The sequence below is a fragment of the Streptomyces sp. NPDC049879 genome, from assembly GCF_044461265.1.
Classification (GTDB): Bacteria; Actinomycetota; Actinomycetes; order Streptomycetales; family Streptomycetaceae; genus Streptomyces.
This window is the reverse complement of record NZ_JBITKT010000002.1, coordinates 183,233-196,867: the sequence shown is the minus strand read 5'-3', so window position 1 is coordinate 196,867 and position 13,635 is coordinate 183,233. Positions and strand designations below refer to the sequence as shown.

Genomic DNA, 13,635 nt, shown 5'->3' with positions numbered 1-13,635 from the left:
CACGCCGCCATGACAGCATCCGAGGACCCCACCGCCGAGTTCGCCTCGGCCGCCGAGTTCGACGCCTGGCTGGAGGAGAACCACGAGTCCGCGCAGGGCGTGTGGGTCAAGTTCCGCAAGAAGTCCCCGGGCGCCGCACCGTCGTTCACGTACGCGCAGGCCGTCGAGACGGCCCTGTGCCACGGCTGGATCGACGGCCTCACGCGCTCCGTCGACGCCCTGCACTGGGTCCAGCGCTTCACGCCCCGCCGCCCCCGCAGCAGATGGTCGAAGGTGAACCGGGAGAAGGCCACGGCCCTGCTCGCGGCGGGCCGCGTACGCCCCTGGGGCCTCGCCGAGATCGAGCGCGCCAAGGCGGACGGCCGCTGGGACGCCGCGTACCAGGGCATGAAGGACGTCACCGTCCCCGACGACCTGGCCGCGGCCCTCGCCGCGAACCCGGCCGCCGCCGAGTTCTTCGCCGGCCTCGACAAGAAGAACCGCTACGCGGTCCTGCACCGCGTCGAGGAGGCGAAGAAGCCGGAGACCCGCGCCCGCCGCATCACGACCTACGTCGAGATGCTGGCGGACGGCGGGAAGATCTACCCCTGACCCGACCGGCTCACGTGCAGCTCCCGCGCCCGTTCTCCCTGGATAGCAACCGGACTTGTGACACCGGGACGCGAAGCGGCTTGCCGGTGTCCACATTCCAGATGACCGCGCGGCCCTCCGCGACCCCGAAGAAGATGTATGGTCGGTCGGCGTCCAGTTGGCCCCCCTCCTCGTTCAGCTCCCCGGTGGGCACGAGCGGAACGGCGCACGTCCACTCCGGCCGGACACCGAAGTACGGCGGCGGAGCGCTGCCCTCGGCCGCGGCGCGCTCCAGCCGTTCCGCCGCCTCCGCCGGTGAGTCGATCGTCCAGACTCCGGCTCGCACGAGTGCGACGACGACCGCGAGAGCGAGCAGGGCAGCGGTGGAAATTCTGTCGGCCTGTGCCAGGTGGAAGTACCGCAGCAGCCCCCATCCGGCTGCGACGAAGAGCACCGCGCCCATCATCGGCCACAGCAGCCGTATCGCAGCGGCCAGCTGCCATGCCCCGTTGACCGACGTCTCTGCTGGGGTGAGCGACAACTCGTCTGCGTACGCGTCGTGCAGCAGCCGCCCGGTGATGGGCAGTGCCGCCACCACGACGGTCGTGACGATCGGCAGGACACTGGCGGCCAGCAGCTGCCAGTTCCAGCGGCGCACCAGCACGAGCAGTCCTGCGACGTAGTAGGCGAGTGCGACGCACGCCAGCGTCTGCGCGCGTGGCATGGCCTCCAAGTGCCCTGGAACGCCCAGGGCAGTGACGACCGCCGCGCCCGTGCCGACGGCCCACAGGAACAGCGTCCCCGACCGTGGCCGGACCAGCGGCAGCGTGACGGCCGCCCAGCAGGAGACGACGGCGCACGCGGCTGCGGCCGACCCCAGCACGGCTCTGCCCGCGGGGGTCGCGTCCCGTGCCAGGACGAGCAGGGCCACGACCACCAGCAGCGGGCCGATGAAGAGGGCCACGAAGCGCTTCACCGCGTCTTCGCGAAGCGGCGGTACGCCCGCCTTGCCCCGGCCGTCCAGGGGCCTGACGTCCACGTTCGTACGTGGCGCACCGGGCATCAGGTCGCGTGCCAGGGTACGTGCGGTGGCGCGGCTGCCATCGACGCGAGGCCGCAGATCGTACAGTCCCAGGCGCACCGCGCAGGCGTACAGGGACCGCCGTACCTTTCCCGCTGTCGCCCAGGCGTGCCCCGCTGTGTGGACCCGCCAGGACGGCAGGATCACCTGGTGGTTGTCCTCACGTTCCGCCCAGTGCTGATCGAGGACAAAACCACCGGTGCGCGCGGCGTCACGCAGCGTCCACTGCGCCTCCACTTCCGCCCGCCACGGCGAGCCGTGCACCGGCACTGTCACCTCGTGCGGCCATACGTCCGAGGCGTCCGGGCGGCCGAGCGCCCTGCGGACGACGCGCTTGCGCCGTGTGTCGAGTTCGCGGTGTTCCCAGCCCAGTTTCGCGTACCGGTCGGTGGCCCGCCGCCAGGCGGCAGGCCCACCCTTCACGACCGCCAACACCGGGACGCGGCAGTCCGGCTCCCGCACGGCCATGAAGGCCGTCAGTGGGCGACGTACTTGGTGAGGATCGCCTGGACCTCGTAGATGTCGACGCCCTTGGTGAACTTCTTCGTGATCGGCGTCGGGTTGCTGGAGATCCAGAGCTTCAGCTCCGCGTCCAGGTCGAACGTCCCGGCGGTCTCCACCGCGAAGTGGGAGATGCTGCGGTACGGGTACGAGTGGTACTCCACCTTCCGGCCCGTCACGCCCTGCTTGTCCACGAGGATCAGCCGCCGGTCCGTGAACAGCAGCGTGTCCCGGATCAGCACGAACGCCGCGTGCACCTGCTCGTCCTGGCCCAGCAGCCGGGCGTACTCCTCCCGCGCCGCGACCGGGTCGACCGTGTGCGCGTTCCCGAACAGTGCCATTCCTGCCCCCACCTCTCAAGTCGTACGTCTGTGCTCTTTATACCGCGCGCCGAGGCCCGTGGTCTGCCATGATGCCGGGCATGGGACGAAGGGGGGAGGGCGCGTGAAGCTCGCGGAGGCACTGGCCGAACGGGCCGCCGCCATGCGGCAGGTGGAGCAGTTGCGTTCCCGCGTCAAGGGCAGCGCGCGGTACCAGGAGGGCGACGAGCCGCCGGAGGACGCGGCGGCGCTCCTCGCCGAGGCCGGCGAGGTCCTGACGCGTCTGGAGACGCTGATACGCCGCGTCAACCTGACCAACGCCACGGTCGCGGTCGAGGGCGTCGGCACCCTCACCGACGCGCTCGCCCGCCGCGACGTCCTGCGGCTGCGGCACTCCGTCCTCACCGACGCCGCCGACGCCGCCGCCGGACGCGACCACCACGGCCCCGGGCGCCAGTTGCGCTCCGAACTCCGCATGCTCGCCGCCCTCCCCGTCGCCGGACTGCGCGCCGAGGCGGACGCGGTGGCCAAGGAGATACGCCACCTGGACCTGCGCATCCAGCAGGCCAACTGGGAGGCCGACCTGCTGGACTGACCCACGGGCGGGGCGAGGACGCGGAGCAGGTAGGCGTCCGGGAGGCGGTGCACAGCCGCGACCGGCGGAATCCGGTCACTCCTGGTAGACGTGAAGGGCCATGTCGGGGTTCGACTCCCCATCGACAGCGCATGCCCCGCACACGGCACAGGAGAACAGTGCACACAGCACACGTCATCACCATGTGCAGCTTCCGGACACCGAGGGCGGGCAAGGGGTTTCACGCGTCCCCCGCCGCGCGGGTCAGCGCGTCGAGCAGCGCGAGGCCGTCCGGCGCCGCCAGCGCGCGCGGCGCGGCCTCCGGCGGCAGCGCCCGGTACGCGCGCGGCGCCATTCCGTACGCCGCCCGGAAGCGGCGCGAGAAGTGGTACGCGTCGGCGAAGCCGCTGCGGACGGCGATCGCCCGCAGCGGCAGGTTGCTGCGCCACAGCAGCGGTTCGGCCCGCGCCAGCCGCAGCCGTTCGAGCGCGGCGGCCGGTCCGAGCCCGATGTGCGCGCGGAAGACGCGGCACAGCGTGCTGACCGAGACGCCCGCCGCGTCGGCCAGCCGCTCCAGCGGGACGGGCCGCGCGATCCCGTCCGCCCACGCGTCGCGCACCGCCCGCGCCGTCGCGACGACCGGCGCGGGCAGCGCGGCCGTACGGTCCCCCGCCGGTTCTGGACCCGCCACGAACGTCCCCAGCAGCAGCCGCAGCGTCTCCCGCGCGTGCTCCCGCCAGCCGGGCGGGCAGGCGCCGCCGAGCCACAGCAGGTAGCGGCACAGCGCGCCCAGCGGCGCGGGCCCCGCGCCCATCGGCCGCACGAGCGGCCACCCCGCGTCGTCCAACGGGCCCGCGACCGGCCGGAAGTGGACGTACGCGTGCCGCGTCGTCCCGTCCGGGTCCCAGTGGAACGTGTCCCGCATGCCGGGCCGCACGAGCAGCAGCGTCCCCGGCGCGAGCGGCACGGCGGCGTCCCCGCCCGCCGTCCAGGTGGCGCGCCCGCGCAGCACCCACACGAACTCGTAACTGCGCGCGTCACGCGGCCCGAACGACGAGCCGGGCGGGTAGTCGGCGACGGTCGGGCCGAGTCCCGGCAGCAGTTCGACGGCCCACGGGTAACCGGTCATGGTGCCTCACCTGTCGCAGCCGCCGTCCCGGTCGGGGCGGACGCGCGGGCGGCGGACGTCCTCGGTGCCCTTCCAGGCGTACGGGTCGCGTCCGGCGACGAGGACGATATCGCGGAAGTCGGCGCGCGCCATTCCCACGCCCGCCGGCGGCGGCTCCCAGGGCAGCGGCGACTCGGCGCTCATGTAGTGGCCGACGAGGGCGCGGCGGCAGCCGTGGGCGCCGGTGTTGGCCAGCGACTTGTGCAGCAGGTAGCCGTTGAAGAGCAGCGCGGACCCGGCCTTCAGCTCCACCGGCACCGCGTCGTCCTCGCTCCACGGGAAGCCGTACGACTCGACGGTGCAGTCGTAGCGCGGGTCGTCGTGCTCGCGGTCGGGGTAGAGGACGCCGGGCCGGTGCGAGCCGGGGACGACCCAGAGGCAGCCGTTCTCCGTCGTCGCGTCGTCCAGGGCGATCCAGGCGGCGGTGAGGGAGCGGTCGCGGGTGGGGATGAAGCCCTCGTCCTGGTGCCAGGCCTGTCCGGGGCGGCCCTCGGACTTGATGAAGAGCATCGACTGCATGGCCTTGACGTTGGGTCCGACGACGCGCGTGAGCGGTTCGACGATGCCGGGATGGCGGATGGTGTCACGCATCAGCGGCGACATCTTGTGCGGGTAGTGCACGCACAGGAAGCGCCGCAGCAGGTCGTCGTCGCTCGTGCCGGGCGGGACGGGCGCGGTGTCGGCGCCGTCGATCGGGCCGCGTTCGCCACGGCAGATCGCGACGGTCTCGGCGAGCAGGGCGTCGGTCTCCGCGCTGTCGAGCACGCCGTCGAGGACGACGAATCCGTCGCGTGCGTAGCGGTCTTCGAGGGAGCCGGGCGCCGGGGCGTGGGTCATGGGATCTCTCCAACGGAACGGGGTGGCTGGCGCTTCCGATCGTCGGCCGCCCGGTGGCCGCGCGGCCATGGCTCGTCCGGGCGCGGGGATGGCGAATCAGGTCATCGCGTGACAACCCTTGACGTTGTTCGAAACACGCGAGTAGCGTCAACGCCGTTCAGCTAATACGTATTAGAGAGGAGGCGCGGTGGCCGACACCCCGCAACGAGCCGCACGGTCCCCACGCCGTCGCCGCCCGACGCAGGTGGACATCGCCCGGAGCGCCGGGGTGTCCCAGGCGACGGTGTCCCTGGTCATCAGCGGTGGCGCGGCCAGCGACCAGATACCGGAGCCGACGCGCCGCGCCGTCCTCGCGGCGGCTGAGGAGCTGGGCTACTCGGCGAACGTCGCGGCCCGCAGCCTCAAAGGCGGCCGCAACCGCCTGCTCGGGTTGTATACGTTCGAGCCGGTCTTCCCGACCGACCAGCGCGATTTCTACTACCCGTTCCTCCTCGGCGTCGAGGAGGAGACCGCCGCCCAGGGCTACGACCTGCTGCTGTTCAGCTCGGTCACCTCGGCCCCCGACCGGTCCATCTACGCGGGCGGCGCCAACCGCCTGAAGATCGCCGACGGCTGCGTCCTCCTCGGCCGCCGCGTCCGCCGCGCCGAACTGGCCGCCCTGATCCGCGAGGACTTCCCCTTCGTGTTCATCGGCCGCCGCGAGGTGGACGACGGCGAGGTGCCGTACGTCGCCGCCGACTACGTGGCGGCCACCAGCGCCCTCGTCGCCGAACTCACCGCGCTCGGCCACCGCCGCATCCTCCACCTCCGCGCCCCCGACGACTCCGAGCCCACCCGCGACCGCGAGGCCGGCTACCGGCGCGGCATCGCCGAGGCCGGACTCCCCGCCGACCACGTCCTCATCGAGACGCTGGACGACCCCGCCGACCTGTCCGCCGACCGCCTCAGGTCCCTGGCGGAACGCCACCGCGCGACGGCCCTCCTCGTCGAACCCACCGAGGACACCCGCCTCGTCGAGGCCCTGGAGGAGGCCGCCCGCACCGGCGCCTCCTCCTCCCCGGACAAACTCCGCTTCCCCGAAGACCTGTCGCTCGCCCTCCTCGGCGACCCCCCGTCGTGGACACCCGAACTGCGCGACTGGACCCGTTACTCCCTGCCCCGCGCCCGCATGGCCCGCGAGGCCGTCGGCCTGCTGATCGACCTGCTGGACAACCCCACGTCCGCTCCGCGCCAACTGTCCGTTCCCTGCGCGTTCGTCCCCGGGGATTCCATAGGCCCGGTGCCCGACACCGCACGGGAGCTCCCGTGATCCGCATGATCGCCAAACGGCTGCTGATCGGCCTGTTCGTGATGTGGGGCGCCGCGTCGCTGATCTTCCTGATCGTCCGCGCCGCGCCCGGCGACCCCGCCTCGGTCCTCCTCGGCCCCGACGCCGACCGCGAGCAGATCGAGCAGCTGCACGCGACCCTCGGCCTCGACAAGCCGATGTACGAGCAGTACGCGTCGTACCTCGGCGACGTCCTCCGCCTCGACTTCGGCGAGTCCCACCGCCTCGGCCGCCCCGCCATGGACGCCGTGCTCGACCGCCTCCCCGCCACCCTCGAACTGACCCTCACCGCCACCACCGTCGCCGTCCTCGCCGGCCTCCTCCTCGGCCTCGTCGCGGGCGCGCGCCCCGGCGGCAGGACCGACCGCGTGGTGTCGGCCGTGACGATCGCGCTCCAGTCGTTCCCCACCTTCTGGGTCGGCATCATGGGCGTCCTCCTCTTCGCCCTCACGCTGCGCGTCCTGCCCAGCTCGGGCGTCGGCACCCCGCAGCACATGGTGCTGCCCGCCGCGACGATGGCGCTCCCGTTCATCGCGATCGTCGCCCGCCTCGCCCGCAGCAGCGTCACCGAGACGATGCGCGAGCCCTACGTCGTCACGGCCCGCGCCAAGGGCCTGACAGAGCCGCAGATCCTCCTCGGCCACGCCCTGCGCAACTCGCTGGTCCCCGTCGTCACCATCGTCGGCCTCCAGATGGGCGCACTGCTCGGCGGCGCGGTGATCGTGGAGAACGTCTTCGCCTGGCCGGGCCTCGGCTCCCTCGTCGTGGACGCCGTGGCCAACCGCGACTACGCCGTCGTCCAGGGCGTCACCCTGCTGATCGCCGGCGCCGTCACCGTGCTCAACCTCGTGGCCGACCTGCTGTGCGCCCAGCTCGACCCGCGCATACGGATGGAGACCGCGGCATGACCGCACCCCCCGACGCGACCGGGACGACGGCGGGGACGGCCACGGCCGTCGTCTCCGGGCCCGACGCCACCACCGCCCGCCGCCCCGGCCGCCGCGCGACGACGCTGATCCCCCTCGGGATCGTCACGCTGTACGTGCTGGTCGCGCTGCTCGGCCCGCTGTTCCTCTCCTACGACCCGGTCCACACCCCGCTGGAGGACCGGCTGCTCTCCCCGGGCTCCACCACCGCCGAGGGCACGACCGCCTGGCTCGGCACGGACGGCCTCGGCCGCGACGTGCTGGCGCAGATCGTGTACGGCGCCCGCACGTCCGTCCTCATCGGCGCGGCGACGGTCGGTCTGTCCTGCCTGGTGGGCGTGGTGCTCGGCGCGATCGCCGGGTACGCGCGCGGCTGGACGGACGCCGTGCTCGCGCGCGTCTTCGACGTCCTGCTCGCGTTCCCCGCGATCCTGCTGGCGATCGTCATCGCGGGCGCCTTCGAACGGTCCCTGTTCCTCGTCGTCGTCGCGCTGTCCGCGACGGGCTGGATCTCGTTCGCCCGCGTCACGCGCGGCGTCGCCCTGTCGATCCGCGAACGCCCGTGGGTGGACGCCGCCCGCGTGATGGGCGTCCCGGCGCGCGAGATCCTGCGGCGGCACGTCCTCCCGTTCACCGCCGGGCCGATCGTCGCGATGGCGACGCTGGAGTTCGCCCTCGTCGTGCTCGCCGAGGCCGGGCTCAGCTTCCTCGGCATCGGCCTGCCCACCGACACGCCCTCCTGGGGCCAGACCATCGCGGGCGGCAAGGAGTACCTGGAGACCGCCTGGTGGATCTCCACGCTCCCCGGCGTCGCGCTGTCCCTCCTGATCATCAGCGTCGGCATCCTCGGCGACCAGCTCACCGCCAGGCACCGGAACGGCCGCCGGTCCGCCTGACCCCTCCCCTTCTGCACCACCCGACAGGAGAACCACCCATGAACGACAGCAGCGAACGGAGAACCGCGCGGTTCACCCGGCTGGCCGCCGCCCTGGCGGGCGCCGCCGTCCTCGCCGCCTGCTCCACCACGACCGGCGGCGGCGACTCCGGGGGCGCGGGCGGCGGCGGCACGGACGAGCTGACCGCGGCGGGCACGTACCCGGTCGAGAGCCTCGACCCGCACGGCGCCCAAGGGGCGTCCACCGGCACGCAGTTCGCGGGGCAGGCGATCTTCAGCCGCCTGGTGAAGCCCGAGGCCGACGGCACGCTGACGGGTGACCTCGCCGAGTCCTGGGAGCCGAACGAGGACGTCACCGCCTGGACGTTCACGCTGCGCGAGGGCGTCACCTTCAGCGACGGGTCGCCGCTGACGGCCGAGGACGTCGTCGCGTCCTTCGACCGCATGATGGAGCTGAACGGGCCCAACGCGGGCAACTTCCCGGGCGCCACCATGACCGCCTCGTCCGACACCGAGGTCGTCCTGACCACCCCCGAGCCGGACGCGTCGGTCCCCGGCAAGCTCGTCCTCTTCTACGTGCTCCCGTCGGGGGTCGCCGCCGACGACACCGCCTTCTTCAACGACCCGGTCGGTTCCGGCCCGTTCACCGTGGACAGCTTCACGCCGGGCGAGTCCCTCGCGCTCGTCCCCAACGAGGAGTACTGGGGCGACGCGCCGCAGCTCCAGCGCGTCACCGTCCGCAACATCCCCGAACTCTCCGCCCGCCTGACCGCGTTGCGCACCGGCGAGGTGGACGTGGTGTGGGGCATCCCCGACGACCAGCTGGCCGTCCTGGAGGACGAGGACGACCTGACCGTCGAGACCGTCCCGAGCACCGCCGAGTTCACCATGTGGTTCAACTCCTCGGTGCCCGCCCTTGAGGACGCCGCCGTGCGCCGCGCGCTGTGGCAGGCCGTGGACTTCGACACGATCATCGGGCAGCTCTACCCCGAGACGGGCGAACCGGCCGTCGCGCCCGTCACCCCCGTCGTCCTCGGGCACGCGCCGCAGGAGCCCGTCGCGTACGACCCGGACGCGGCGCGCGCCGCGCTGGAGGACGCCGGGTTCGACTTCTCGCAGACGCTGCGACTCCAGTTCGCCAACGCGGAGTTCCGCCCGTTCCTCCAGGCCGTCGCCTCCGACCTGGAGGAGGTCGGGGTGCACGCCGAGCCGCTGGAGAAGGAGCAGGCCGTCTTCACCGAGGACCTGCTCGCCCTCAACTGGGACATCAACTTCCAGCAGCTCGCCACCCCGACGTTCGACGCCGCGAGCAACCTCGGCCGCCTCTACACCTGCGCGGCCGGGCGCAACGGCTACTGCAACCCGGAGCTGGACGACCTCCTCGCCCGCGCGGGCGGCAGCGCCGACGAGGCGGAGCGCACCGAACTCTACGACCAGGCAAGCGAGATCATCTGGGACGACGCGGTCGGCATGTACCCCATGACCGTCAGCATCGCCTACGCCTGGAACGCGTCGCTCGACGGCTTCACGCCCGACCCCAGCGGCCTCCCCGACTTCTCCACCGTCAGCGGCGGCGGCTCGTGACCCGCGCGGCCGTCGCACCGGAGACCACCGTGGCCCCGAACGACCTGACCGTCACCGACCTGGCCGTCTCCCTGCCCCACCCCGGCGGCGGCACGGTCCGCGTCCTCGACGGCGTCTCGTTCACCATCCCGGCCGCGACCACGGTCGGCCTGATCGGCGAGTCCGGCAGCGGCAAGACCATGACGGCGAACGCGCTCATGGGCCTGCTCCCGCCCGGCGCCACCACGGCCGGCGAGGTCAGGTGGCGCGGCACCGACCTGCTCACCGCCGACGCCGCCCACCTGCGGCGGGTGCGCGGCCGCGAGATCGCCATGGTCTTCCAGGACCCCCTGGCCGCCCTCAACCCGACGCAGCGCATCGGCCGCCAGGTCGGCGAGATCCCGCGCCGCGACGGCCTGCCGCGCGCCGAGGTGCGCCGCCGCGTCGTGGACCTGCTGGAACGCGCCGGGGTGCCCGAGCCGGAACGCCGCATGCGCGCGTACCCGCACGAGTTCTCCGGCGGCCTGCGGCAGCGCGCCGTGATCGCCATGGCCCTGTCGGGGAGCCCGTCGCTGCTGCTGGCCGACGAGCCGACGACCGCGCTGGACGTCACCGTGCAGGCCCGCATCCTGGCGCTGCTGCGGGATGTGCAGCGGTCCGAGGGCCTGTCGATGCTGCTGGTCAGCCACGACCTGCGGGTGGTGTCGCACGTGGCGGAGCGCGTCGTCGTGATGTACGCGGGGCGCGTCGCCGAGCAGGGGCGCGCGGGGGACGTGCTGCGCCGCCCGGCGCACCCGTACACGCGGGCGCTCGTCGCCAGCGTGCCCGCCGTCCGTACGCGCACGGCGCTCGCCGATCCGCTGCCGGGCGCCCCGGCGGGCCCGGCGTCGCGCCCGTCCGGCTGCCCGTTCCACCCGCGCTGCCCGATGGCGCGCGAGCGCTGCCGTACGGAGGTCCCCGCCGTGCGCGCGGTGGCCGAAGGCCGCTCCAGCGCCTGCCACTTCGCCGAGGAGGTGCTCGGAGAATGAACGCCCCGCCCCCCGACACCCTGCTCGACGTGCGGGACCTGCGCGTCACGTACGGCAGGCGCCGCGGCGGCTTCCGCGCCGTGGACGGCGTGAGCCTGTCGGTCGCGCCGGAGGAGACCCTCGGCCTCGTCGGCGAGTCCGGCTCGGGCAAGACGACGGTGGCGCGCTGCGTCGCCGGGCTGATCAGGCCGGACGCGGGGACCGTCGCCTTCGAGGGGCGGCCGCTCGGCCCGGCCGGGCGGCGCCCCGCCGAACTCCAGCGCGCCGTGCAGATGGTCTTCCAGGACCCCCGCTCGTCGCTCAACCCGCGCATGACGGTCGCCGCCGTCATCGGCGAGGCGTGGCGCACCCACCCGTCCACCGCGCCGGACGGCGACCGCACCGAGGCGCTGCACCGGCTGCTGGACGACGTCGGGCTCGATCCGTCCACGGCACAGCGCCGCGCGGGCGACCTGTCCGGCGGCCAGTGCCAGCGCGTCAGCATCGCGCGCGCCCTGGCCGTGTCGCCCCGGCTGCTGGTGTGCGACGAGGCGGTGTCGGCGCTCGACGTGTCCGTGCAGGCGCAGATCCTGCGGCTGCTGGACGACCTGCGGCGTGAACGGAAGCTGGCGCTCCTCTTCATCTCCCACGACCTCGGCGTGGTCCACCAGATCGCCGACCGTGTCGCGGTGATGCGCCGCGGCGAACTGGTCGAACAGGGCGCCGCCGCCGACGTGATGGGCGCGCCGCGGCACGAATACACCCGCGCCCTCCTCGACGCCGCACTCGACCTCGACGACGGCACCCCCCGCGACAAGGACACCCCCGCATGAGCCACGACGACCATCCCCACGCCCCCGCCCCGGTCGGCTGGAACACTTGGGACGTCCGCTTCCACACCGGCATGTCCCACCTGCCGTCCGGGCTGCGCGTCCGCTTCGGCGTGATGGGCCCGGACGGGCCGCTCACGGACGGATTCACCTGGCGCGACGGCCTGGTGCGCCTCGGGCCGCACGCCCTGGACGGCTCGTACGCCGAGGCGCTGGTCCGCGCCGGGGACGACACGCTGCGGCTCCAACTCGCCGGTGGCGCCGGGGACATCCTGCACGCCCGTCTCGCCTGCACCGGTGAGGCCGTGATCGTGCTCGACGGCGCTGCCCCGGACGGCTGGCACGTCGAACTCCCGCCCGCCGCCGAGCCGTTCGACGTCCCCGACGCCCTCGCCTGGCGCGTACCGCCCGGCTCCGCAGAACTCCGCGTCGCCCCCGAGGGCACCCCCGGCGGCGCCGCCGACACCACGGCGGTCCTCGCCGACCGCCTCGCCGCCACCGAGGCCCAACTGCCGCACACCGAAGGCTGGCTGGACGACTCCGCCGACGCGCTGACCCGCGCCCTGCTGTGGAACGTCGTCCACGTCCCCGACCTCGGCCGCGCCGTCACGCCCACCTCGCGCGACTTCGTCTCCACCGAACGCCGCGGCTTCTACGGGAGTTGGGCCCTCCACGCGTGGGACACGTTCTTCACCGGCCTGGCCGCGTCCACCGTGGACCGCGACTACGCGCGTGGCGTCTTCACCCAGATCCTCCCGCACGCCACCGCCACCGGCATGATCCCCAACCGGGTCTCCGACGACCGGGGCCGCACCGACGACCGCTCCCAGCCGCCCGTCGGCGCGCTCACCGTCCTCAAGGCGTACCTCGCCGGGGGCCTGTCCGACGCGACGCGCGACCGCCGCCTCGTCGCCGACACGTTCCCCGCGCTCCTCGCCTGGCACGACTGGTGGCCCGCCGCCCGCCGCGGCCCCCACGGCCTGCTCGCCTGGGGCTCCGACCCGATCCCAGACGACCCCGAGTCCGCCACGCTCGACCGCGCCAAACGCGAATCGGGCCTGGACGACTCGCCGATGTACGACGAGGCCGCCTACGACCCGGCGACCCACTGCATGGACCTCGCCGACGCGGGCCTGAACGCCCTGCACATCGCCGACGCCGACGCCCTCGCCCAACTCGCCGGCGTCCTCGGCGAACACGACACCGCCGCCCGCCTCCGCGCCGAGGCCGCCGACTCCCGCACGCGCGCCGACTCCCTCCTCTGGTCCGCCGACCAGGGCGGCCACCGCAACCTCACCGCCGCCGGGAAGCACGACCCGCACGTCTCGCCCACCCTCCTCTACCCCCTGCTCGCCGCCATGCCCGACGCCGAACGCGCCGCCGCCGTCGCCGACTCGCTCCTGCGCCCCGGCGTCCTCGGCGGCGAACGCCCCCTCCCCAGCACCGCCCGCGACGACCCCGCCTTCGCCGCGACGTACTGGCGCGGACGCATCTGGGCCCCCATGGCGTACCTCGCCGTCGAGGGCCTGCGCCGCAACGGCCTGACGGACCACAGCCGTTCCGTCGTCCGCGCCCTGCTGCGCCTCTTCCTCACCGAATGGCACGACCACAGCCACGTCCGCGAGAACTACCCCGCCCACTCCGGCGAGGACCTCACCGGCCTGCCCGCCCGCTCGGACGGCCTGATGGCCTGGGGCGGCCTGCTCGCGCTCCTCGCCTTCGGCGAACTGGCCGACGCCCGCGAGGACGGCTGGCGCTTCGCCCACCCCGGCGAGCCCGCCGCCCTCACCGGCCTGCCCCTGGGCGACGGCCGCCTCGCCGTCCTGGCCGACGCCGACGCCCTCACCGTCACCCTCGACGGGCTGCCCCTGCTGCGCGCCGACCCCGGCGTCACCGTCACCGGCTACGCGCGCACCGCCGACCGCGTCACGGGCACCGCGCACGGCCACGGCACCCTCGCCGTCACGCCCCCCGGCGGCGGCCCGCCGCTGCGGCTGGCCGTGGACGGCGCGCCCGTCCCGTTCACCGCCTGAGAC

General features: G+C 73.9%; 13 protein-coding genes. 9 read left to right on the top strand and 4 right to left on the bottom strand.

Annotated features, from left to right (window positions below):
• Window positions 1–9: 9 nt before the first annotated feature.
• Entirely contained in the window at window positions 10–591 is a 582-nt protein-coding gene (locus ACIBPC_RS07780) for a YdeI family protein (RefSeq protein WP_398841999.1), read from the top strand.
• Window positions 592–601: 10 nt separating this feature from the next.
• Here the strand turns inward: ACIBPC_RS07780 and ACIBPC_RS07775 are convergent, their stop codons facing one another.
• Complete coding sequence (locus ACIBPC_RS07775) at window positions 602–2,074, bottom strand: hypothetical protein (RefSeq protein WP_398841997.1); 1,473 nt, start codon at window positions 2,072–2,074, stop codon at window positions 602–604.
• A 53-nt stretch (window positions 2,075–2,127) separates the two neighbouring features.
• Window positions 2,128–2,493: a PH domain-containing protein gene (locus ACIBPC_RS07770; RefSeq protein ID WP_362957175.1), complete on the bottom strand. Its 366-nt coding sequence runs from the start codon at window positions 2,491–2,493 to the stop codon at window positions 2,128–2,130.
• Between the two features lie 103 nt (window positions 2,494–2,596).
• Between ACIBPC_RS07770 and ACIBPC_RS07765 the strand changes: the two genes are divergently transcribed.
• The gene (locus ACIBPC_RS07765) at window positions 2,597–3,067 is read left to right on the top strand and encodes a DIP1984 family protein (RefSeq protein ID WP_398841995.1); all 471 of its coding nucleotides are present in this window, start codon (window positions 2,597–2,599) and stop codon (window positions 3,065–3,067) included.
• 220 nt (window positions 3,068–3,287) lie between these two features.
• On the opposite strand, the gene ACIBPC_RS07760 is transcribed toward ACIBPC_RS07765, so the two are convergent.
• Both ACIBPC_RS07760 and ACIBPC_RS07755 read right to left on the bottom strand, forming a co-directional pair.
• Window positions 3,288–4,175, bottom strand: coding sequence for a helix-turn-helix domain-containing protein (locus ACIBPC_RS07760; RefSeq protein ID WP_362957181.1), 888 nt, complete (start codon window positions 4,173–4,175; stop codon window positions 3,288–3,290).
• A gap of 6 nt (window positions 4,176–4,181) precedes the next feature.
• Entirely contained in the window at window positions 4,182–5,051 is an 870-nt protein-coding gene (locus ACIBPC_RS07755; protein WP_398841993.1) for a phytanoyl-CoA dioxygenase family protein, read from the bottom strand.
• Between the two features lie 187 nt (window positions 5,052–5,238).
• Between ACIBPC_RS07755 and ACIBPC_RS07750 the strand changes: the two genes are divergently transcribed.
• The 7 genes from ACIBPC_RS07750 to ACIBPC_RS07720 are packed head-to-tail and all read left to right on the top strand — an operon-like array spanning window position 5,239 to window position 13,632.
• Complete coding sequence (locus ACIBPC_RS07750) at window positions 5,239–6,360, top strand: LacI family DNA-binding transcriptional regulator (protein WP_362957187.1); 1,122 nt, start codon at window positions 5,239–5,241, stop codon at window positions 6,358–6,360.
• A 5-nt stretch (window positions 6,361–6,365) separates the two neighbouring features.
• Entirely contained in the window at window positions 6,366–7,286 is a 921-nt protein-coding gene (locus ACIBPC_RS07745) for an ABC transporter permease (protein WP_362957653.1), read from the top strand.
• On the top strand, window positions 7,283–8,200 hold the full coding sequence (locus ACIBPC_RS07740) for an ABC transporter permease (protein ID WP_398841992.1): 918 nt from the start codon (window positions 7,283–7,285) through the stop codon (window positions 8,198–8,200). Before ACIBPC_RS07745 ends, ACIBPC_RS07740 begins: the two co-directional genes overlap by 4 nt.
• Window positions 8,201–8,238: 38 nt before the next feature.
• Window positions 8,239–9,783 (top strand): ABC transporter substrate-binding protein, encoded by a 1,545-nt coding sequence (locus tag ACIBPC_RS07735; protein WP_398841990.1) that lies wholly within the window; start codon window positions 8,239–8,241, stop codon window positions 9,781–9,783.
• Between the two features lie 29 nt (window positions 9,784–9,812).
• Window positions 9,813–10,790 carry an ABC transporter ATP-binding protein gene (locus ACIBPC_RS07730; protein WP_398841988.1) on the top strand — a complete coding sequence of 326 codons (978 nt, stop codon included), beginning with the start codon at window positions 9,813–9,815 and terminating at the stop codon, window positions 10,788–10,790.
• Entirely contained in the window at window positions 10,787–11,602 is an 816-nt protein-coding gene (locus ACIBPC_RS07725) for an ABC transporter ATP-binding protein (RefSeq protein WP_398841986.1), read from the top strand. Before ACIBPC_RS07730 ends, ACIBPC_RS07725 begins: the two co-directional genes overlap by 4 nt.
• Window positions 11,599–13,632 carry an MGH1-like glycoside hydrolase domain-containing protein gene (locus ACIBPC_RS07720; protein WP_398841985.1) on the top strand — a complete coding sequence of 678 codons (2,034 nt, stop codon included), beginning with the start codon at window positions 11,599–11,601 and terminating at the stop codon, window positions 13,630–13,632. The genes ACIBPC_RS07725 and ACIBPC_RS07720 overlap by 4 nt, the downstream gene beginning before the upstream one ends.
• Window positions 13,633–13,635: the final 3 nt, after the last annotated feature.